Below are 21,442 nucleotides of genomic sequence, written 5' to 3' on the forward strand. Positions count from 1 at the left end.
TTCATATATGGCAGTGTGCTCATGCCCACAAAAGTCACAGGTCCCAATATTTTGAGTTGCTTCAATAACCGCAATGATTTCAGAATCCTTAAAACAATGGACGCAACATTTCATACAAACAATCCCCCATCAAGCAATTTGCCCATCAGTTCGAGATGGTGCATGATGGTGAGCTTTTTCAAGCTTCCGAGTCCAGGATACGTTTCATCCTTAAAATGATTGAGTAACGTCTTCAGTCCCATTGTCAGAGGTACTGCTCTCTCTTCCTCATACCAACGAACCAATTTTCTCAAGGCTTGGTAGAATTTTTGGGCAGGATTGCTGATGTCTTCATTGGAATCGGAAACAAAATGCCTGACTCTCAGGCTATTATCCTTTGCTGGATACACAAGATGGATGGCAACTGCGTAAGGAGCAAAGCCCGAGGCATTATAGTCATCTCCAATTATGGAGTAGTCACCGAATCCGACATACCCTTCATCTGCGTAGTATTGATACGTATCAGAAAAGGGTTCGTCTTCTTTATGAGAGTAATCAGCATTACGCTCCTGCCGTTGAAAGCAGTCTGTAAGCAAGACTTTATTTGTAGCAATATTGCGCCTAAATGTTCCTTCATCGGGTATTACAGTATAGCGGGGCGCAGCTGATGCAAACAAGTTCTGATATGGTTTGAGCATGTCCCGATCGCTAAGGACGACTACTAAATCTTGCTTCTGGATGCCTAATACTGCTAATTCAGAAAGAATTCTAGGCGTTTCGTTGTTCATAATAAGCGCTTGCAACACTGTAGGCTGCTGAATTGATGCAATGAAATCCTGTTTTTTCGAAGCATTCCCGATTGCTCCGTCGAGACTTCCAAATTCTTCCAAAAAAGAGCCCACTTCAGGGTTTCGGATTACTGCAAGCGTATGTTTCATTGTATTGAACTGGGCGATTGTGGATATCAAGGTTGAGGACAGATTGACTGGCTCAATCACCGGGATAATCTGTTCATGTAAAAGGTTTTTTCCCACCAGTTCACGTAACGCCAATAAATCAAATTGTCGGCCTCGTATATAAGGGAAATACATACGTTTACCTCCCGTATTGCTGTGTCAGAAAGGATTGCAAGGATGCAGGATTTGCGCCTGATTCCTTGGAAAAATAGGCAAGAGAGCGCAAGGGATATGGGACATCAATCAGGTGTTCTTGCTTTGCAGATACCCGCTGTTTCAGCGTATTCAGCACCATGGGATAGGCTTGATCCATTGGAATCTTTGAAAACAACGATTCACACGCTTCATACCAGAACACAGGAGTCGCTTTAGGCAGGAAGCTATAATAGGAGTACACGATATGCTCGTATTCTCTCTTTCTAAGAAGCTTGAACAATGATTGATGAGAAAGTTTGCTTCTATCAACAATAGGTTCTTTCTTGTAGGTTGCACTGATAGTATTGCGCTTTGTCAGTGTATAGATGCCAACAGGACCTTCACTAAACATTGCTTGCAACTTGGGAAACGACGACTCAGGGGCTACAACACAGACGTGGTCGAACGCTTGATAGTAAGCTTGGATCTGACTTTCCAATCGGTCGAAGTTGTCCAAATCAGATTTTATTTCATACACTACGGCTTTCCCGTTGATGAGGAGGAAATCAGCTACTGCCTTTCCGATCGGAACTTGGCTTAATGCAGTCGTAGTACGTACGCTGTGCTTTCCTAGCAGCAGACTATTAAGCAGGGTGTTCTGATAGAAGTATTCGTTACGGTACGATTTTGCCATTAGTGTATAGAGGGTACTCACAATCTCGCCATTGCTATGGAGATTAGGATTATCCAGATTGTCCTCAACTATCTCGTGAAAAATGGGATGAGTTCTCTTATTCACTAACTCACCGAACACTTTCTGTGTAAAGAGTTTATTGAATAATTGACTGCTATTTTTCATCTGAAATTATCCCTCTATACCCTACCAAACCATCTTCGCACATCCGGTCCTGATATGCAACGATTCTAGAGACTTGCGCCATTTGCTACCCGTAAGTCTAAGGAACATCAGTTTCTGTTTTGCTTCAGAAGAATCATCTCCAACAAGGTTCAGTCTTAGGTGATGGAGCCTAAACTAAAAAAAAAGAGTTCTCCCATGCATGTTTTGCTCGAGTAAATATCATACTTCTGTAAGTTTGGTAAGAATTCAGAAAATCTCAATGTTGATCTATTTACCTACTCTACCACTGTACTAGGTCTTTGTTTGTTCTAGTGATACACATGCTCCGCATGCCACATGAGGTACTCTCCAGAAGGTCTCTCCTGAGGAGCATTAGGTAGGTTTGGCAGTTCCTGACCATGGTAAGCATAATAGATTTTTCCATTGCCGTAGTCCTGTTTAAGACGAGGACTTACCTCGACATGATATGACGGAGTTACAGTCAGGTATCCTTTGTCATACAGCGTATGAATATCCTTTCTGAGCAGAAGGCCATTTCGAACAGAATAACTTCCCTCTTCATTGAAAGGTATGATGTGGGCTGCATCAAGAACAGGAAGGGTCTTCTCTCCGCTGATTGCACACCTTCTATGGTAGGCTTCGGTAACCATGACACGAAAAGTTCCTTGTCCGATTCGGTATTTTGTCAGAGTCAAACCTTCTCTGACACCGTCTACCTGCTCAAAATAATTCCGTCCAAAAGGCATGCCGATCCGTTCATACACCGCATCAAACAAAGCTTTACCCGTCGGGGTATCAGAATAATACGTTTTGCCTTGTACAATGCTCTTGCCCCAATCAGAGGGAGCTGGTATCCAATCGGACTCAGCAAAGAAGAAGGGAGAGCTAAGGATGATGCACCCTATCTGGGGATTGGGATCATTGGTCGTACGATATTTTGCAATTCGACTCTCCAACGACTCAAAGCTCTGTGTTCCATTCTTCTCCCCAAAAGCTTCCCAGGCTAGAAAGCTGGGCAAGATATAGAACCGGACAAAGTAAGCGCCGCCGACAATGTAATTCAACGGTGCATGGAGTTTGAATAAGAAAAGTTCTCCTGGTTCGAGCGCCTTGAAATTGGTACTCCCACCCGGCTTCCAGAAGTTCACCTCATCGTATGCTTGAGCTGAAAGTCTCTGATACCAATCATAATCAGTTACCCCAACGAATGCTCTCATCGCGTTTCCTCCGCTGCCAGCATTTCGTCGTCTTCAAATGCATACCCTGTAATCCTGCTCCTCAGGAATTGTGCCAATACTTTATCAGTGCAATACACATAACAGCCTTTCATCCCCCGGCTCATTAAAGTTCTATAGGTATTGCGGATGATGATGTCCACATCCTTCGCTGCCTGTAAGTCGCCCTTTTTCACTTTACCAATTAAACCATGCAGGGACTTGTCACTCTTTGCTCGCCTGGAAAAATCGGTGATGACCTTCCCATTTTCAAAGCGCAGGTCATCCCCGATTATCACACCGACATACGAAAATTCCAAACCCTGAGTGGTATGAATGCATCCAACTTGGTCGATGGAACTCTTGGATATGGCAAAGGTCGGGTCACTGCTGAGATTCCAACGCATGGCAAAGTCACCGAGAACAATGTCATTCTCAGTATTAGCTCCATTTTTACTAATCCACTCCCAGCAGTAGCCGGCAACCAGGCGTGCTTTATTGTCTGGTGCATTCCTTTCTTCAATGAGCCTTCTGAGCTCAGCCGGGTCATCCAATACTCTAAAATCGTACTCAATACCTACCAGTGTTGGATTGGCTGTTTCCCTCTGGATTCCCAGAACATAATCAAGCCAAGACAGGTAGCCATCGGATCCATTGCAACGGAATTGTGAGACCAGCTCCCCTTCCTGCACCTCTGCTCCAAACTGCTTTGCCCAATAAAGGATTCGCTCCCTATCACCATAATCCTGGGCGGTTACCCGTTGATCTTCGTCTAGAAAGAATACGCTGCAGGCAGCAGCATGCATGATTTCCTTGATCTGGTCCTCACCAGTTATCTTCGGGCCAAGTTGGGTTCTCTTATTCAAGCGATGTGCCTCATCGACAATGAGCGTACCAAAGTCATTGGACTCAGAATCAATGAAACCAGAAGAACTCTTGAAAAGACTGGAAATGTTCTTTCTCTTGAACTTCCCATCCTTCAATCGTTGTTCAAATACATTGCGTGGAGCACTGTTTTTGGTCACATAGGCACATACCTGACCTTCATTACTTAACTGGACCAGCAGGTTAATAGCAACAACCGTCTTGCCTGTTCCCGGTCCGCCTTTGACTAAGAAAACACGTTTCTTTCCATCAGAGTAGGACCTGCGGGAGAGGGAGAGTATCTGCTCATAGACAATCTTCTGCTCATCGATGAGAACAAATTCCCGCTTGCCCCGAAGCATTGCTGCCAAGGAGTCCTGTAGGCTCTTGGAAGGCCTAATCGTTCCATTCTCAATATAGAAGAGAGTCTGCTTGGCATCGCCCTTGCGGATGTACTTTTTAATAAAGGTACAGAGAAGTTCAGAATCGGAGCGGCAGAACAATGGCGATTCTTCAAGAATTTCCTTGAAATATGGCATAAACAAAGGATCATTCTTTGCTTTACTGTAGTAATTGTGCAGGTATGCACAGCTCTGCAAGGTAATAGGAACATCTTCAACGCTGGAGTTGTAATCAGAAATGAAAGCTCGATAGGACCAAGCTTGGTAGGAGGGATGCACAGCCTTGTGTTTGCCTCCTCCAAGGTAAGTTTTCACATGCTTGATCTCTGGTTCATCCTCGGTAAGCAACAGCTGGTCAACAGCTTCAAGAGGAAACACCTCGCTCCACTGCTTTAATTCAATTATTACAGCACTATGGCGGTTGTGTTCATCAAGACCGCTAAGGATGAAGTCGACTCGCTTAGAGGTATTAGGGATGGCAAACTCGATGGCTACTCCTGAGTCCTGAGGAATTTCAGGGTCAAGCAGAATATTCTGCATATGGGTAAGCGAATTAATCCACGACTGCTTTTCACTGCTCCCTACATGCTTATGCAGCTTCACTGCCATCAAATCCTCAATCTTTCGGTCGATGGCATTGGTCCGAACATCGTGAAGAAACTGCTGTTTGTCTCCTGCATATACAAGCATTCAAGCCTCCAGGCTAATCGGTCTCTGAGAATTCAGTGTACTTCTTTGCATTCCCGAAGGCTTTGGCTACGGCGTACTTCTCACCGTTCTTCTTGAGCTTGTTATGTATGATGGTAGGAATATCAACACCAATGGCATCTGCAAACAGAACGCTATAGATAAGGATATCTGCAAGCTCCTCTTCCATCTGAGCCTGCTTACTCTTTGCTTCTACATCACTTCCCGACCACTGAAAACATTCAAGCAGCTCAGCAGCCTCAAGGCTCAAGGAAATTGAGAGGTCCTTTGGAGTGTGAAACTGTTTCCAGTTGCGAGCATCCCTAAAAGCAAGGATTTCAGCAATGGGAAGCGGCCGTTCAGTAAACATAGGACCAACTCCCTCGGTAAGGTACTGATGAGAAAGACCAAAAACAGAACAGAGTTGTTCAATCAAGGAAGCAGAGGGAAACTCAATGCCGATCAAGTAGTCTTGTTCGGAGAGTCCTAGTTTCTCTGCCATCTCGGATGGAGAGAGCTGGAGTTGTTTCCGGATATCTAGAATGCGGGTATAGGTGGTAGTCATGCGGGTGTCCTTTATGACCTATCATACCATACTCTAAAAACTATAGAGGTATAGAAAAATAGCTTTCTGAATACAAAAGGTTGCAATATGTATAGAACACGGTATAACTTCATATGTGATATTATAACTATGCTTATCAATAAGGAATGAACTGATGCCTTACCTCTATGATGCAAATTCGAAGGAATCAATTTGTGATTTTGCCCGTATGCTTGAAGATTCTTGCGTTGCAGAAGCACTTGATACAAACGCAATGTATGGGGGGATGCCCATAGGAGAGGCCTCGATTGAGTGGGATAAAGAATATTCAGGTAAAGGAGGCTTTGGTCAGTATCTTGAGGAGGTCTATTTTGGCAAACGTAATAATTCATTGTCCAAAGCTGACTTTGAAGAAGCTGGATTGGAACTTAAGACTGCTCCGCTCAAGAAACTTTCGAATGGGGAAGTAAGGGCAAAAGAAAGAATTGTGCTTGGACTCATGGATTTTATGACTATCGTACATGAGAATTTTGACACATCTCATTTTATCGCAAAGAACATAGACATCTTATTGGTTTTCTATTTCCATGATCCTCTCAAAGAGTACTGCAATCTCGGCATCCCGCTAGTAGATATATGGAACTGTATCCAGGAGGATGAGTACCAGATTAGGAAGGACTGGGAATATATAGTTAATAAAGTACAGGAGGGCCGTGCCCACGAAATCTCTGAGGGAGATACACTTTACCTTGGAGCATGTACCAAAGGAGCAACAAAAGAAACTGCACAAAGAATGCAACCATATTCTCCTTTGCTCGCCCACGCTCGCGCCTTCTGTTTTAAGATTCAGTATGTCAATCATATCTATCAAATACTATTGGACCGAAAAAAGGACCGTTTCGTCTCATACATCCACATGCTCAACTCCCCTGGTAACGAACTGGAGCAAATCGTTAAAAATAAGTTCTTGCCCTACATAGGTATGAATGTACTTATGATTTGCACTCTTCTAAAAATCCCTTTTAAGCTGAAGTCAAAAAATTTTTATGCAATGGTGACTAAACGAATACTTGGAGCAGAGGATACTCAACAGATATACGAGTTCGAGGCTGCTGATATACAGATTAAAACCATCAGAATTGAACCTAATGGCAAATGCAAAGAATCAATGTCGTTCAAGCAAATCCGGTACGAGGAGATAATTGATCAAGAATGGGAAGATAGTGATTTTTATGTAGAACTTACCAGCAAATTCTTTTTTATAGTTTTCAAGCATGATCACCCAGAGGATCCCTACATTCTCGACCGGGTTCTATTCTGGAATATGCCCGAAACAGACCTTCAAGTAGTAAAGCAAGTGTGGTTGGATGCTCAACAGAAAATTTCCAGTGGGAATTATGAGAATTTTGTCAAATCTAGCGATAGGAAAATCGCTCATGTGCGGCCTCATGCAACAGACTCTTCTGATGTAATGAGAACACCACAAGGAACCTATGAGAAAAAGAAAAGCTTTTGGCTTAATCGAAATTACATCATGGAAATTTTGAACAATAATTAATCTATTTGAATATTTCTCCAGGTATCACCGCTCAACTGCAATGATATTAGAAACTTCATCCTCATCTGAAAATACGTCATGAATGCGCGTCTAGATTGTATATAGATAATATTAGCATGATTAGATATTTTGGAGTATACTCATAGCGATATATTTTTATGAGGTTGATATGGATAAAAGTGCCCGCGAGCGAAAGATTCAAGAAGTTTTAAAAACCACCCCAATAAAGACAGGAATTCATCTCACACTACGCAATAAATCCAGAGACTTCAATGTCTATCAAATCCCTTTAGATTGTCTTATCTACAACTCCTACAACGGACGATTCAAATCGAAGTTCAAGACATATGAAGCAATTCATGGGAGAAAGCTTAATTCAGAGATTTCGTCAGACATGCAAATCATCAACGACTTTCTTTGGAAATCTAATGAACCAAAAAATAAGCAGACCATGGATGACATCCGTGAGAAAGGGCAACAGCAATCGGGAATTGTAACAAGAGATGGTCAGATAATTGATGGGAACCGCCGTTTCATGGTTCTTTCGAAACTGCACGAGATATATCCCACCCAATTTGAATATTTTGAGGCAGTAATCCTCACTGAAGACATTGATGAGCGTGAGCTGGTACGACTTGAAACTGAGGTACAATTAGGTACAGATGAGAAAGAAGGCTACAACGCCATTGAGAAATACCTTCGTGTCGATGAGTTACTCAATGAGTATACTTATACTCCTGAAGCCATTGCTAAAATGATGAACCTAACGATAAAGGACATCGAGAAGTACCAACAAATATATCAACTATTCAAGGAGTATCTGGAGTTCATTGGGTATCCAGAATACTATGATTTACTCGAAGGGGTTGAGGATCCAATCTTACAATTACATTCAGCTGTATCCAGATTAGAGAAGGGTTCCCATTCAGCAAATCTCTCTAGGACGATAAATCCGGAAGAAATTGAACAGCTGAAGCTTATCGTTTTTGATACAATCAGAATAAAACCTACCAACGATCATAAAATCGTTCGTGAAATTATTGGAAAACCAAATGCTAAAACAGCTGACGGTATTTTTGGCAGAAAAGCTATTTGGGAAGACTTTTTCGAAAAACACATGGAAAAAGTGCATAAAAGAATCGCCCCTACCGTACAAGCACTTAAAACTGAGCTTGCAACTGATGATTTTGAATCCTCGACCAATGACATAGAGAAAACTCTCCAGAATACTTATTCAAAAGAGATGAGAACCAATTTGGATAAAGCAATTAGAGAAGTCAAAATTGACAACGAGGATGATAAAGTTCTTGTTATTGTGGAAACAATCCGAGACAGCACTAAAAATCTATTCGATACTTATCATGATTTGTTGATTGCCCAATACTCAAAAAACAAAGAAGTGAAGAAAGCAATTGCTGAGACTATCGAGAATCTGACTATGATACAGAAAGAAATGGCAGGTTCATAAGGGAATGAAAAAACCGACTTTGTCCTTTGGAATTGAAGGCACTGAGCTAACAATTCAAATTAGTCCAGATATTAGAGAGCAAACTATCTTTTTTAGAACCTTGCAATCTTTGATTGCAAAATCTGTTGTGTATAGGAACAATTTTCAATCCAGTGATAATTTTTCTGTAACAACTAATTCTACTGATCAATCGAAAGATCTCCTGATTGCTATATATGGATTATGTCAACGTCAAAACATCATTTTTGAACCATTGACGTTACAAACTCACAAATTGGTGGAGCAACTTAAGTCTAAAAAGAATGATTATGATACTTGTAGAGAAGCAGCAATCTTAGCAAGGGACAATTTTCTAGGGATAGAGTATCAATCGTTCAAGCATTCTATTGACAGATTAATGACTAGAACATTACGGGAATACCAGTATAGGGCTGCTTTTTTTGCCGTAAAAGCCATTATGTCATGTAATTTTTCAGTTCCCGGTTCAGGAAAGACATCCATCGCCTATGCATCGTTTGCGTACCTTAACAGCCTTCCAGAGACCGAGTCAGAACATGTTGATAAAGTCTTGGTAATCGGCCCAATCAGTTCCTTTCAACCGTGGAAAGAAGAATTCGTGCAATGCTTCGGAAGCAAACGCGAACTAAGTGTAGTAGTCCTTGATAAATTCACACCTGATCAAATCAATACATATTGCAGAAGTATGCTTACGAATGAAATTACCGTGGTTAACTATGAAAAAGTGAGAAGAAACGCAGATTCATTTAAAATATTCCTTGAACGTAACAAGACAATGCTTGTGATAGACGAAGTGCATCGAATGAAAAATCCCCTCTCGCAAACATCCATCGCTATCAGAAAATTTGGGGATATACCTAACGCAAAAATGTTATTAACCGGTACTCCAATGCCCAATGGGTATGAGGACTTATATACGCAGTTTTCATTTCTTTGGCCAGACCATAAAACAATAGGTTTTACCTATGACCAGCTGAAAAACCTATCCAAGGCAGGACAAAACTCGCTTTACGCAAAACCGACGATAGAGGTTTTACAACAAAATATCTCCCCTTACTTTGTAAGAATCACAAAACAAATGCTACAGCTGCCCCCGCCAGAGTTACCTGTTATAAAAACGGTTAGACTTTCTGAAACCGAACAAAAATTGTATGACCTAGTCAATCAAGCAAAAATCAATATTGATCCAAATGATCTTACGTCTATTCGCTTACTACGTGCAAAAGTGATTAGACTTATGCAAGTGACAACCAATCCAAAGTTACTGAAAAAACCCTTAAATAGGATTAGTTTTGAGTTACTTTTCAACAACTCTGTTCCCGATGACACTGAAGAGAGTGATGATAAAGACTCTTTCAATCCAATGATTTACGATCCCCTGGTCCTAATGGCCTCTCAAGCATCCAAGAATCAGATTTCAAATCTGATTGAAGAAATTGGAGTTTCAACAAAGCTGAGAACAGTGCTCAATCTAATTTCTGATTTGGTAAAACAAGGTAATAAGGTAATCGTTTGGACCATCTTCGTGCAGACAATGCAAGACTTGCGCAATCTCATACAAAAGGAACTTGGACTTTCTGTAGAACTACTTAACGGGCAAACTAAAAATTTTAGAGCAGAGATTATTGAAGAGTTTAAACACTCAGATGCGCTCCCTGTAGTAATTGCAAATCCAAGTGCGGTGTCCGAATCAATTTCACTCCATACTTGCTGTCATCATGCCATCTACTTGGATATGAGTTACAACGCAGTTCATTACATCCAATCGAAAGATAGGATACACCGATTGGGCCTCTCTCCAGAAATTAAAACCTTTTATTACTATATTCAGGCAAATAATACGATTGATGAACGAGTCTACAGTCGTGTCATCATGAAAGAAGTGAGGATGAATCAAGCAATTGAAAATGAACTACCCCCTATTCTCCAACAATCCTCTATTACTGAAATAATTGAGGATTTGACTGCAAAGGGGTAATACTTGAAGGAGAAAAGAATACCAACATCATGGAAACAACCACCTTTTTTAGCATAGAGCCCTTCAATTCAGTCCCCTATTGGGAAAAACGCGTTTCTGAATTTTCTCTACAAAAAGGTACCTCAAAAAGGGAACGGGATTCTTTTTATCTTGAGTTCTTCATCAGTGCATATCTTGATAACAAATCAAAGATTGCGAGAAAGCTAGGTGTCCCATTTACCGAAGTAGTTTTCGATAATCCCAATGCTCCAATTATGGAGAAAATCGTTCAACAGTATAATTTTTATGATGAGAAGGAATTGAAACGAGTCGCTGAAGGCTTCTATCACTATTTTCGAATTTTTCAATTCTGGAATGAATATTGGACTATAAACTACGACACCTTGCGAAAAGATGTCGATAAAAGATTTCTCACTCGTTGTGCTCTAACTTTTCTCACCCTATCCTACCCCGCTTCGTATACTTCATACATGGAAAGAAACGCTCAATCCACATTTTTCCTTTATGATGATCGTGTAAAGGGGCTTGGTTTTTCTAGCATAGCAAAACTACTTGAGTGTTCATTGCTATTTTGCCAGCCAGGTACCAAATTAGCTTTTCCTTGGGATCCCAGACATCAGGATGAGTCCACTTTCATCTGGAACGAAGCAGAGAAGAAAGATTACTTCGAAGACTTCAAAGAAGTATTGGGTAATTTCCTTCACTCAGGATATTCAATGCGGCATGAAGACTATTCGCTTCTCACTAAAATCCGAAGTGGTGTACTGCCTCTTCAATATTCGTGGCGAAGAAATTCAACCAATGAGACACTACAAGACAAGCAAACTATAAATCGATTGATTGTTGAATATTCCAAGAAACCAATTCAACCAACTTTCTTAGTCAGAGTTGATGTAAATCAGTCTCCAGCATTTGAAGATGATTCAACATCCATCGATTCCCTCGAGCTAGATAGTAAAGATGCTTATTCAGAGCAGATTGTTATACTTTTAGAAACTGTCTTTATAATGGAAGAATTACTTCTAAATAAAGCACTTACTAATGATGACAAGAACGATAGAATTGAAGAACTTAATACAGAACTGAAGACCATCCTTGAAACCGTCACAAATTTGGATGGTGATGTGCCATTCGAGTTTCTTAAACTTGCTACCACTCATTTGGAAAGACTTTACGTTCAATTACAAGGAATCGTTGCTCTACGCGAAAAGGAAAAAGCAAGCACACCCTCTGCTTCGGAAATATTCAACGATGTAAATGTCTTGACCGCCTTTGAAGAAGAAAAAAGGACTCATGCTCTTTTTGTCCATCTCCAGCAAAGTCCAGCCCCTGAACCATTAGAAAAGCAAAATAGCAAATATTCATTGCTTAAAGATCAACATCTCAAGCAAACTTTACTACTTTCCAACGCTTTGGAGCAGAATCGGAAGTTGAGAGATCAATTGCAGGAAAGTATTTCAATCAACTCGACCAAGAAAGCACTATCAAAATATTTCTCAGCAGAATCACTTGATCGATTAATTGAATACCTCAAGAAAAACGGGTGAAAACTCAAGCCTTTAGCAATTTATATTCCTTGGCAAACTCAAGCAAGCTTTTTCCCATTCTCTCGATTAATCCTACGACTAAAGCATTACCCATGCAGAAATATCGAGTTCTCATAGGCATGCCTGTTGCAGTCCAATCTGGTTCAAAGCCATCCAGTTTTTCACATTCTCGTGGAGTCAACAACCGCAAACGGTTCGTCTGTGGGTCAAGAATCACATGAGTAGATCTATTCTTTGTAGATTCTGAAGTAAGCATGGTCCTACTTGGCCTATCCAAGTATTCAGGAAATGGTATTGCGCCTTCTGTATAATTGTACTCAAACCCTTCGCGGGTTTTCCTCATCTCCCGTTTCGATCCTTTCATGTATTCCCATTTGGGCATGTCCTCTGCCCTGATATAGAATGATTCACCAACATCTGTATCTAAGATGTCACCTAGTGTCATTCCGTTTTCACATTCTTGGGGAAGAACAGTCTGATGAACAGCTGAGAAGTCAACACAATAGCCGGCATTTCCAAAGAGCGTACTGAACTCATCAGTGATTCTCACCAAATCCTTAGGGATTTCGATGCTCTTTTGAATTGAGCCTGACTCAACCGGAAAGGTTCGAGCAAAGAACCCTGACTGAAGAATCACATCAGAAGAAGGGGACGCATACATCTTACGAGCTTTCTTATTTGGTTTGGTTGCAAATATAAAAGTTCTCCTTCTTCGTTGAGGGAAACCATAATCAGCCGCATTGATGATTCTCCATTCGACAATATAACCCAATGCATTTAAACAAGATAGTATAATTGCAAAATCCCTACCTCGTTGCTTAGCCGGTGATTTTATTAATCTATCAACATTCTCCAACAGAACAAACTTTGGTTGCTTCTGTTCAATAATTCTTCTTATTTCCCACCAAAGAATTCCTTTCTTGCCTTGAATTCCCTTGGCAAGAGTAGCAGCAACCGAATAGTCCTGGCAGGGGAACCCCCCAACCAGAAGGCTGTGGTCTGGAATATCCTTTGCTTCAACCTTTGCAATATCTGCGTTGGAATGAATGCCTTCTGAGAAATGTTTGGTGTAACAGTCAAAAGCCCATTGGTTCTTCTTTCCGGGTTCCCACTGATTGGCGAATGCTACTTTCCAGACTCCACTAGCCTCGAGCCCGACCCGAAAGCCTCCCACACCAGCGAACAGTTCCACTACATTATAGTTATCAGACATGATTACCTGCCATTCTTAAAAATACGTATGTTAACATTAGTATACATATATTTGCAGAATCGATCCAGCAAAATTTGCGTGCCGGCATGCGATTTTATAAATTTCCCCACACATCAGTTAAGCTGCTCTCGTACCTAAGGACACAGGGAATCAATGCAACTTATTCGCTGTAGCATACTGAAAAGGACATTTTTGATCAAGCCCATCTGCTAAAATAGCCGCTTGCTCTCATCCTCGGTGATGAGATCCAAGAATTCCTTTGGACCTAATCTAATACCCGATTCTTCAAGCCTTTCTTTTCGCTCATCAAACAGCTTTTTCCACACAGGTTTCTTTTCACTTAGGACTCCATGATGAAGCAAACGATGGCAAATTGGGCACAGGGAGAGGATATTTGCGTACACATCGAGGCTATATTCAAATTTCTCCTGCTGTTTTAAGGGTATCAAATGATGTCCTTCCATGTAGGGCATCTTGTAAGCAACTGAAGTAAAAGTCCTATGTGATGAATCTGATTCACATTGAAAATGCTCAGCAATCAATACTTGCCTAACAATAATTCGATCCCTATCAGCTTCTTCTCTTACCCCTAATGTACGTTTTCTTGTAGGGATAACAGGATAATCAATCAGTGCTAAGGGGGCAGGTTTTCGCTCGAACTCTTTACCTTCAACAAAATTCATATAGTTATGCAGGCCAGCAGTATACATCTGCTTTCCTCGTGAATCCAAGGCACAGAAATCTTCATCACGCTTTAGCATTTGCTCTATGTCTTGCAGTTCAGCATATGAATCAATTTCGTAGATTGAAGCATATTCGTTGAATCCATTGCTTTGTAAAACAGAATCAATCTTTCTTAATGCCTGCTTATAGTTCTCAATCGATTTTGTTGAGAGATCACGAATATTTAGCAGGTATCGTTCAAAGTACTCTTGTTGCATGGATAATTCCTAAAGCAATAATACATCACCCTGGGGAACTTACAAGTCTAATCCCCTAAAGCTGCCTTCAAACAACTGAGAAGGATGGAACCCAATACAAGCATCCTCACTCTCCCACCGCCTCAAACACCTTCTCCAGCCCCTCTGGAATCTCACCAGTTAATACATAGTCAATGTAGTTAAGGTCATGGTTGTAGCCTTCAAATACTGAGACAGTAAGATTATCTTTGCCTAGTTGCTTGAATTTTGCTTCGATTGCATAGACACCCTCGACAGAAGCATTCTGATCAAATGTGCCATGAATAATGTGGATTGGGATATCAACTTGGGGAAGAATCTCCTTGTTTGTTGGCATCAGCTTGTGACCGGCAAACCACTCAGGAGTGAGATATACACCGTAACTGTCTTTTAGGAATTCTCGATTTCCTTCTTCAATCGCTTTATAGAGCTCGGTTCTTGAAGGCTCAAGCATAATTGCAAAGTCAGCTTCATCGAGAATCCCATCCTTGTTCTGATCCATGTAGTCGTACGTGATCCCAAAGTACTTTGCGATTTCGTTCCTGTCTTCTGCAAACTCCTCAGGCGATACAATGCCATTCTTGTCGTAATCAAAATAGTTGCGATAGAAAACCATGCTTGATCCACCTGTCTGCTGCCAGTCAAGAATGGTCATCATGTCATCGTACATAAAGCCGCAGAGAATAAGGCCGTCAATATGGGTTTGTTGTGAGACTAATGGTGCTATAAGCGTGCCTTCGCTCCAACCCAATAGAATTACTTTTGCATGTTTAAGTCCAGGCTGTTTCTTCAGATATTTAACCATCGAGACCACATCTTTCACACTCGCCTGCGGTGTGTAACTTCTGTAGAGCTCATCATCAACATCAGTGAAATAAGGAGGTTCATCAGAAGTGGTAACTCCTCGTGTATTGTAACTAAAGAATGCACTCCCCCGCTTCGTAAATTCTTCTCTGAAGAGATCGAAATAGGTGAACTTTTTATGCTCATCAAGCTGACGCTTGTTGTCATACGTATTGGGCCCTGATCCATTAACGTAAATGACCAGCTGATCAGCTGTATTGCCTTCCGGCATTGCAAGCTTGCCCTCGATTAAGTAGCCGTCATACGAGGGAATCTGATATATTCCGGATTCTGTTGTTCTTGTTGAAACAGAAGCGCAACTAGACAACAACACTATAATACAAAGAGAACTAAATATGAGCTTTTTCATGCCTACTCCCGCAATAGATATCTAATTATTGATTTATAACAATACAAAGGTATTTTGCATAGCATGTGCATTGATTCTTAGTACAGAATTATCGCAATACAGCTCGATACGCAAACTCCCCCTTGCATCCTCCTCATATCCTACCTATACTGTAGACAAACGAGGAGGACGTTATGGATTTGTTTGAAGTTGCAATCAAGCTCGAGCAAGAAGGTGCTCAGTTTTATAAAGAGCTAGCTAAGAAGGCTCCAACCGAGGGTTTCGCTACTATCTTCAACATGCTTGCTGATGATGAAAAGAAGCACGAAAGTTACTTCAAGGCATTACAGGCAAGAAGTGCTCTCGTAACCGTTAAATCTTCAGTTCTTGAACAAGCAAAGCAGGTTTTCTTGGCATTCAATCCTGAAAACTTCTTTATCATCGATGGCCAGATTCCCGCCTATGAAGAAGCATTGCTTGTAGAAAAGAAGAGCATCGACTTCTATACAGCACAACTTCCCTCCCTCGAATTTGAGGCAGAGAAGAAAGCTCTCGCTCTGATTCTTGCTGAAGAGAAACGCCACTATGCAATCCTGGAAGAGATCATCAAACTTGTCACTCGCCCGCATCGCTGGGTTGAGAATGCCGAGTTTGGAGTACGGGAAGAGTATTAATGATTGTTGGGCATGCTGAATGGCATGCCCGATTCATTTATTCATCAATTCACGTGTTTCTCAAGGAAGCGTCATGTATACTTTCTGTATGCGTGCAAAGGCTCAATCAACACCTATACCAATCAAGCGCATCGCTTTTCTCGCCCGCAACCCCTTCGGAGGGGCTTCGGTTGAGATGATCAGCCACCTCTGTAGAGCACTTGGAGCCTCGGCAAGCCTTGTCATGGTTGGTTATGTGAAGGAGAACAGTGCATATGAGCAGGTACTCCAACTACTTACTCCTGCGAATTTCGATGCCTTAATAGTCTGGGGAACCGTTGAAGCCTTCGCCCCGGTCTATGCCAAGGCGAAAGAGGAAGAGCTTGCAGTGATCAGCATCGGAGGCAAGCATCCCGACCACCCCTGTCTGCTCTTTGACTCCTACTCTGGCATGAAGGCCGTGGTACTACATTGCATTTACGAGCACAAGGCCAAACGGCTTGCCTTCATCCGTGGGCCGCAAGAGGATGCCTACGCACAAGAGCGGTACCAAGCATACCTAGATGCACTCTCTTATGCCGGCATACCCTTCCAATCCGACCTAATCAGCCCTCCGGTGGACTGGAGCTGCGGGCAACTAGGGTTGGAAGCCCTCTATAGAAGAGGCCTTGCCCCAGGCAGTGATTATGAGGCTATCATCTGTGCCAGCGACCTGTTGCTCACTGGAGTGTACAGTCTGCTTGGAAAACAAGGCATCAACATCGGCGAGGATGTGAAGGTCATCGGCTTCAACGACAGCAAGGAGAGTAGAAGCTTCAATCCTCCTTGCACTACCGTACGACTTCCCTACCGGGAGATGAGCTGTGCTGTATATACCCTTCTGGACAGAGTATGGAAAGGTCAATCGGTCAGCGATCTCAGCTATCCCGCCAAGACTATTATCCGCCGCTCATGCGGTTGTACGGTACAGGACACCTTCGGACAGACCTCGCGTAGCCTGGAGGCAGTCCAGAACCGTATGGCTGGTCTCTTTCACCTCGCAAAAGAGGAAAAAGAACGCCTGATTGAAGTATGGAACCTACTTTCTTTCTACGAACAAGAGCAGACCAAAGAAAACAAAGCTCGACTCGAACGCCTGTTCTTGCAGTGTGTGCAGGACATCATCGGTTCATCCGAGGACATTGAATTACTACACGCAGGTCTGCTCCGCTGTGCAGAACTCAGCAATCAAAACCTTCGGCCACTTGTCAGCGAACTGCTCTTTCCCCTTATATCCCGAGCCCAGGAACAGCAGTATGTGCACACGCTTGCGAGAATCTCCAAACGCGAAGAGATGCTCTCTTCCTTCAAGGTAGCCCTAGGTGAAATCCATTCTTATAATCAGCTGCAAACTCTGCTGATTAAGTATCAAAGCGGGTTTCGCCTCCAAGGGTCCAGCTTCCTTGCTACAAAAGGTGAAACGATGTCATTTGCACAGGAGCCGGGCATCCACAGCCTTAAGCCGATCATCAGAGACCAAAAGCTGCTTGGATACCTGCATCTTCAGCCCTCACAGTGGGAGGCCTCACTGCTTGAAACGTTGTGTGTCTATATCGGTGATGCTGCCTACCACATCCAACGACTCAACAAGCCGCACGCCTCTTCACAGCAACCCAGCACCGACAAGGTCCAAACTGCAGACATCTATCTGTATGGAGCTCCACCTCAGGAACTCTCGAACAGGACAAAGCAAACATTCACCAATTTCGAACAACTGGTCGCAGCTGTTTTGGAAGCAAAACCGCTGGCTATTCTCACCGATTCACTGTCGGCAGTTGAGATCATGGACCTTCGGTCCTTGACCAACACCAAAACAGTACCGATTGTCATCCACAAAAGACGATGGTCGAATCAAGAGGGTGAAACGTACCATAATCTTTCCCAGGTACTACTTTGCGACCCAGCCTTGGCGGGAAGTAAGGGGTTTCTCGACCGCCTTGAAGGTCTTGTATCTGAGACCCAACCTCTGAAAGACACTGCCAGCGCCATGGCAAAACAAATCTTTTTCGCCCTGCATAGGCGCTTTGACACCCCGTTCGCCCGTTGGGAACTTGCCCAGGAGCTGGGTCTCAGCGAAGATTACCTGACCGTTCTTTTCAAGGCCGAGTACGGGCTGACTGTCTGGGAGTACTTGAACAGGTATCGTATCTGGCATGCCTCAAACCTATTGGGAACCACCACACTACCGGTCGAGCTGGTTGCAAAAATGTCGGGTTTCTCTTCAAGCCCCTATTTTTGCAGGATGTATCGCAATCTGACGGGCAAAGCCCCTTCCGCCTTCCGTAGCGGGAGAAATTAAGAACAATGAGTCACAGGGTTTACCGGTATAATGCAATAATATTTAGGAATTGCACTTTTTTCTCCTTCTATACTGAACCTACACACGGGAAGGGCTCTGCCCTATCCGCAAAAGGGAGGATTCTATGAACAAACACCTACGCATTCTCGTCGGTCTGGCTCTGTGCCTGATGATGGCACTCTCTTTGCCTGCCCAAGGAACCAAGGAACAAGCGCAAAAGCAAGAATTAATTCCAATCACCATGTGGTATGGAGCATTGATGACCGAAGCCGGTCCACCGCCTGCAGACTGGGTCGTGTATGACATCGTACGCGAAAAGCTTGGCATCGAGCTTAGCCTCACTGCCCTTCCTTCCAGTGAAGGCGACCAAGACGTTAAGGTCCAGGCAGCAGGAGCGGCAAACAACCTTCCCGATGTATTCATGATTCGACGCACCCCGTGGCTGAGGCTGGTCAAGCAGGGTGTCATTGCAGATGTCGACGACATGTATCCCCTCATGCCCAAACGGACTGAAGAGATGTACACTCCCGGCAGCCGCGCCTACACCACCTACAACGGCAAATCCTACGGCCTTGCCTCCCCGGGAGCCATCATCAAGAATGAAGGCGTGGTCATTCGCAAGGACTGGCTGGACAGACTTGGCCTCGCAGCACCAAAGACAACAGAAGAATTCTTGAACGTCATGCGTGCGTTTACTTTCAACGACCCTGATGGAAACGGCAAGAACGACACCTACGGCTATGGGGCTTTTTTGGAAATCAATCCGCGTGAGGAAGGACTCGGACGTAGGCTCGACCCCTTCTTCGGAGCATTCGGCGTAGCCGGCACTTGGAACATGAGCAAGGACAACTTCGGCCTGAACATCCGAAAGCCCGCATACTACGATGCCCTCGCATTCGTCAAGCAGATGGTTGATGAGCGCTTGATCGATCCAAACTGGCTCTCCTACCGCAAGGACGACTTCAGAGCCGCTTGGAAACAGGGCCGCTTCGGCATCATGCGAGAACAGAACGGAGCGCTGGCCATGGAAGCGAACTACAAGCCGTTTGACATGAATTTCCCCGACGGCCAGTGGATGGTCATCGATCCTCCTATGGGTCCTGAAGGCAAGTCTTCCGTCGGTGTATACTCTGTCACCTACCGCATCACTGCCATCAGTGCGAAGGCTGCCAAGGAAGGCAAGAAAGAAGCCATCGCCCGCCTGTTTGAATGGATGAGCAGCGACGAAGGTTACTACTTGCTAGGCTGGGGTGTTGAAGGTGTGAACTACACCTTTGACAAGGATGGTATCCCGACCGCTGCCGGCATTCCCAATGCTGAGCTTGCTTACACGCAGCCCAAGGGAAGACCAGTCATCCAGCTTGCAAATCTCATCTACCGCTATACTGATGCCGAATTGAAGGCCACCTTCCCCACGTACAAAACTGCCAATGGGAGAAGCCAGAGTGCCTTGGATATTCTGCGGGACTACCAGACCCGCTCTTGGACCGAGGATACCGGTGCCGATACCCTGCCGCTGCCAAATGACGATCTCAAGCGCTTCTATGAACAGGGTGTTGCGGAGTTCATCACCGGCCGCAGAGTGCTGAACCAGGCCAACTGGAAGGCCTTTGTAGCAGATTTCGACCGTCTGGGCGGCAAAGCCTGGGAGGACGAAGCACGTGCCTACGCCCAGGAGAATGGACTCCTGTTGTAGAAATACCAAATCTGAGGGAGCCTGACGGGAACATACAGGCTCCCTCGCTTTGAAAAAGGATGAAGCATATGGATCGAGCGTTGCTGTTGCGTCTCTTGGGAGAAAAACCTGCCAGACAGGAAAAAACCACCTACAGTCTTGCGACATTGACGCAGGAGGATGGGTATCGATATACCGAGATCTCCTACCAAGCATGTGACGGTGAGACGGTGCAGGCATTGCTCTTGATCCCCGATGGTGTGGATATTGAAACGAGTGAGAAGCATCCCACCATCATCGCCCACCATCAGCACGGAGGGCGATACGATGCCGGGATGCTCGAGCCGGCAGGCTTGTGCGAAAATCCGGCCAACACCTTCGCTCTCACACTCTGCAAGGCAGGCTTTGTCGTCCTCTGCCCCGAGCAGATAGGATTTGGCCGAAGAAGAGAGAAGCTCTCTGACGGACAGTACATGAACGGCCGAGACAATGAGCGCTGGCTCTTCATTCAGTACTACCTTCAAGGCCGTACGCTACTTGGCAAGTGCCTGTTCGACCTGGAATGTGCGGTGGATGTACTCGCTAATGTACCATTTGTGGACAAGGAGCGCATCGGCATCTGTGGCCACTCAATGGGAGGCCTTATCGCCTACTGGTTCGGCTGGTATGAAAAGCGGATCAAGGCAATCACCTCGGCATGCGGCTTCTCCTCTCTTACACTTCTTCAGGAACGACACCTGAACCACACCTTCACCATGTACCTGCCCAGCATCCTGAACTACGGGGATACCCCGGACCTGCTTGATGAAATCTGTCCCAAACCGCTGTATCTCACCTTCGGAGCTGAGGACAGGATTTTCCCTGTGGACGCCTCTTTGGACATCTGCAGAAAGGCTCAAAGCATCTATACCCTTCAGGAAGCGTCCAATCAGTGCATAACAGAAGTGACTGAGGATGGACATGTCTTCACAGAGGAGAAACAATCAAGAGCGGCAAACTTTTTCAGAAGGTTTTTATAGTACTACCAAGTTCTGTTGCTATTGCCTGTAGGATATCCTCTGAGCTAAATCGTCTCTGATCACTCTCAGCTTCTTGTTCTGCGAATACAAGGCTTTCATATGCCAAATCAGAAAAATCAATTTCATGGTTCGTGTCTGCTTGGTTGCTATTCATAGGTGCATGATACCATAGTACCAAGACAACA

The 21,442-nt window shown here is 43.9% G+C and carries 17 protein-coding genes; 8 read left to right on the forward strand and 9 right to left on the reverse strand.

All coding sequences use genetic code 11. The features are described 5' to 3' along the window. Nucleotides 1-110 precede the first annotated feature (110 nt). The 5 genes from SPIBUDDY_RS13190 to SPIBUDDY_RS16340 form a co-directional block, all read right to left on the reverse strand. On the reverse strand, nt 111-1,070 hold the full coding sequence (locus tag SPIBUDDY_RS13190; protein ID WP_013608265.1) for a sce7725 family protein: 960 nt from the start codon (nt 1,068-1,070) through the stop codon (nt 111-113). 4 nt (nt 1,071-1,074) lie between these two features. Next, a complete protein-coding gene (locus tag SPIBUDDY_RS13195) occupies nt 1,075-1,929 on the reverse strand; it encodes a sce7726 family protein (protein ID WP_013608266.1) in 855 nt (284 codons plus the stop codon). A gap of 308 nt (nt 1,930-2,237) precedes the next feature. Beyond that, the gene (locus tag SPIBUDDY_RS13200) at nt 2,238-3,146 is read right to left on the reverse strand and encodes an HNH endonuclease (RefSeq protein ID WP_013608267.1); all 909 of its coding nucleotides are present in this window, start codon (nt 3,144-3,146) and stop codon (nt 2,238-2,240) included. Then, on the reverse strand, nt 3,143-5,098 hold the full coding sequence (locus tag SPIBUDDY_RS13205; protein WP_013608268.1) for a DUF2075 domain-containing protein: 1,956 nt from the start codon (nt 5,096-5,098) through the stop codon (nt 3,143-3,145). The genes SPIBUDDY_RS13200 and SPIBUDDY_RS13205 overlap by 4 nt, the downstream gene beginning before the upstream one ends. A 13-nt stretch (nt 5,099-5,111) precedes the next feature. Further along, a complete protein-coding gene (locus tag SPIBUDDY_RS16340) occupies nt 5,112-5,660 on the reverse strand; it encodes a MazG-like family protein (RefSeq protein ID WP_013608269.1) in 549 nt (182 codons plus the stop codon). Nucleotides 5,661-5,814: 154 nt separating this feature from the next. Between SPIBUDDY_RS16340 and SPIBUDDY_RS13215 the strand changes: the two genes are divergently transcribed. From SPIBUDDY_RS13215 to SPIBUDDY_RS13230, 4 genes are all read left to right on the forward strand, one after another. Then, nucleotides 5,815-7,197: a Sau3AI family type II restriction endonuclease gene (locus SPIBUDDY_RS13215; protein ID WP_013608270.1), complete on the forward strand. Its 1,383-nt coding sequence runs from the start codon at nt 5,815-5,817 to the stop codon at nt 7,195-7,197. Nucleotides 7,198-7,366: 169 nt separating this feature from the next. After that, nucleotides 7,367-8,665 carry a hypothetical protein gene (locus SPIBUDDY_RS13220; RefSeq protein WP_013608271.1) on the forward strand — a complete coding sequence of 433 codons (1,299 nt, stop codon included), beginning with the start codon at nt 7,367-7,369 and terminating at the stop codon, nt 8,663-8,665. Between the two features lie 4 nt (nt 8,666-8,669). Further along, nucleotides 8,670-10,661 carry a DEAD/DEAH box helicase gene (locus SPIBUDDY_RS13225; protein ID WP_013608272.1) on the forward strand — a complete coding sequence of 664 codons (1,992 nt, stop codon included), beginning with the start codon at nt 8,670-8,672 and terminating at the stop codon, nt 10,659-10,661. Nucleotides 10,662-10,690: 29 nt separating this feature from the next. Continuing rightward, nucleotides 10,691-12,208, forward strand: a complete 1,518-nt coding sequence (locus SPIBUDDY_RS13230) for a hypothetical protein (protein ID WP_013608273.1) — start codon at nt 10,691-10,693, stop codon at nt 12,206-12,208. A 4-nt stretch (nt 12,209-12,212) separates the two neighbouring features. Here SPIBUDDY_RS13230 and dcm read toward each other — a convergent pair whose 3' ends face one another. From dcm to SPIBUDDY_RS13245, 3 genes are all read right to left on the reverse strand, one after another. After that, nucleotides 12,213-13,421 carry a DNA (cytosine-5-)-methyltransferase gene (gene dcm, locus SPIBUDDY_RS13235; protein WP_013608274.1) on the reverse strand — a complete coding sequence of 403 codons (1,209 nt, stop codon included), beginning with the start codon at nt 13,419-13,421 and terminating at the stop codon, nt 12,213-12,215. Nucleotides 13,422-13,630: 209 nt separating this feature from the next. Beyond that, nucleotides 13,631-14,362, reverse strand: coding sequence for an HNH endonuclease (locus tag SPIBUDDY_RS15865; RefSeq protein WP_013608275.1), 732 nt, complete (start codon nt 14,360-14,362; stop codon nt 13,631-13,633). Between the two features lie 106 nt (nt 14,363-14,468). After that, a complete protein-coding gene (locus SPIBUDDY_RS13245; RefSeq protein WP_013608276.1) occupies nt 14,469-15,593 on the reverse strand; it encodes an alpha/beta hydrolase in 1,125 nt (374 codons plus the stop codon). A 173-nt stretch (nt 15,594-15,766) separates the two neighbouring features. On the opposite strand from SPIBUDDY_RS13245, the gene SPIBUDDY_RS13250 reads away from it, so the two are divergent. The 4 genes from SPIBUDDY_RS13250 to SPIBUDDY_RS13265 all read left to right on the forward strand — a co-directional run bounded on the left by SPIBUDDY_RS13250 (nt 15,767) and on the right by SPIBUDDY_RS13265 (nt 21,257). Next, nucleotides 15,767-16,246 (forward strand): ferritin family protein, encoded by a 480-nt coding sequence (locus SPIBUDDY_RS13250; protein WP_013608277.1) that lies wholly within the window; start codon nt 15,767-15,769, stop codon nt 16,244-16,246. 88 nt (nt 16,247-16,334) lie between these two features. Beyond that, the gene (locus SPIBUDDY_RS13255; RefSeq protein WP_172634206.1) at nt 16,335-18,563 is read left to right on the forward strand and encodes a helix-turn-helix domain-containing protein; all 2,229 of its coding nucleotides are present in this window, start codon (nt 16,335-16,337) and stop codon (nt 18,561-18,563) included. Between the two features lie 124 nt (nt 18,564-18,687). Next, nucleotides 18,688-20,259, forward strand: a complete 1,572-nt coding sequence (locus SPIBUDDY_RS13260; protein WP_013608279.1) for an extracellular solute-binding protein — start codon at nt 18,688-18,690, stop codon at nt 20,257-20,259. Nucleotides 20,260-20,327: 68 nt separating this feature from the next. Then, entirely contained in the window at nt 20,328-21,257 is a 930-nt protein-coding gene (locus tag SPIBUDDY_RS13265; protein ID WP_013608280.1) for an alpha/beta hydrolase family protein, read from the forward strand. Here SPIBUDDY_RS13265 and SPIBUDDY_RS16235 read toward each other — a convergent pair. Further along, on the reverse strand, nt 21,241-21,411 hold the full coding sequence (locus tag SPIBUDDY_RS16235) for a hypothetical protein (protein WP_155816123.1): 171 nt from the start codon (nt 21,409-21,411) through the stop codon (nt 21,241-21,243). The genes SPIBUDDY_RS13265 and SPIBUDDY_RS16235 overlap by 17 nt on opposite strands. Nucleotides 21,412-21,442 lie beyond the last annotated feature (31 nt).

Source organism: Sphaerochaeta globosa str. Buddy (assembly GCF_000190435.1).
Lineage (GTDB): Bacteria > Spirochaetota > Spirochaetia > Sphaerochaetales > Sphaerochaetaceae > Sphaerochaeta > Sphaerochaeta globosa.

Excerpts from the sequence above, each read along its gene's own strand:
- SPIBUDDY_RS13190 (WP_013608265.1), bottom strand. The coding sequence starts at position 1,070 with ATGTATTTCCCTTATATACGAGGCCGACAATTTGATTTATTGGCGTTA.
- SPIBUDDY_RS13195 (WP_013608266.1), bottom strand. The coding sequence starts at position 1,929 with ATGAAAAATAGCAGTCAATTATTCAATAAACTCTTTACACAGAAAGTG.
- SPIBUDDY_RS13200 (WP_013608267.1), bottom strand. The coding sequence starts at position 3,146 with ATGAGAGCATTCGTTGGGGTAACTGATTATGATTGGTATCAGAGACTT.
- SPIBUDDY_RS13205 (WP_013608268.1), bottom strand. The coding sequence starts at position 5,098 with ATGCTTGTATATGCAGGAGACAAACAGCAGTTTCTTCACGATGTTCGG.
- SPIBUDDY_RS16340 (WP_013608269.1), bottom strand. The coding sequence starts at position 5,660 with ATGACTACCACCTATACCCGCATTCTAGATATCCGGAAACAACTCCAG.
- SPIBUDDY_RS13215 (WP_013608270.1), top strand. The coding sequence starts at position 5,815 with ATGCCTTACCTCTATGATGCAAATTCGAAGGAATCAATTTGTGATTTT.
- SPIBUDDY_RS13220 (WP_013608271.1), top strand. The coding sequence starts at position 7,367 with ATGGATAAAAGTGCCCGCGAGCGAAAGATTCAAGAAGTTTTAAAAACC.
- SPIBUDDY_RS13225 (WP_013608272.1), top strand. The coding sequence starts at position 8,670 with ATGAAAAAACCGACTTTGTCCTTTGGAATTGAAGGCACTGAGCTAACA.
- SPIBUDDY_RS13230 (WP_013608273.1), top strand. The coding sequence starts at position 10,691 with ATGGAAACAACCACCTTTTTTAGCATAGAGCCCTTCAATTCAGTCCCC.
- dcm (WP_013608274.1), bottom strand. The coding sequence starts at position 13,421 with ATGTCTGATAACTATAATGTAGTGGAACTGTTCGCTGGTGTGGGAGGC.
- SPIBUDDY_RS15865 (WP_013608275.1), bottom strand. The coding sequence starts at position 14,362 with ATGCAACAAGAGTACTTTGAACGATACCTGCTAAATATTCGTGATCTC.
- SPIBUDDY_RS13245 (WP_013608276.1), bottom strand. The coding sequence starts at position 15,593 with ATGAAAAAGCTCATATTTAGTTCTCTTTGTATTATAGTGTTGTTGTCT.
- SPIBUDDY_RS13250 (WP_013608277.1), top strand. The coding sequence starts at position 15,767 with ATGGATTTGTTTGAAGTTGCAATCAAGCTCGAGCAAGAAGGTGCTCAG.
- SPIBUDDY_RS13255 (WP_172634206.1), top strand. The coding sequence starts at position 16,335 with ATGCGTGCAAAGGCTCAATCAACACCTATACCAATCAAGCGCATCGCT.
- SPIBUDDY_RS13260 (WP_013608279.1), top strand. The coding sequence starts at position 18,688 with ATGAACAAACACCTACGCATTCTCGTCGGTCTGGCTCTGTGCCTGATG.
- SPIBUDDY_RS13265 (WP_013608280.1), top strand. The coding sequence starts at position 20,328 with ATGGATCGAGCGTTGCTGTTGCGTCTCTTGGGAGAAAAACCTGCCAGA.
- SPIBUDDY_RS16235 (WP_155816123.1), bottom strand. The coding sequence starts at position 21,411 with ATGAATAGCAACCAAGCAGACACGAACCATGAAATTGATTTTTCTGAT.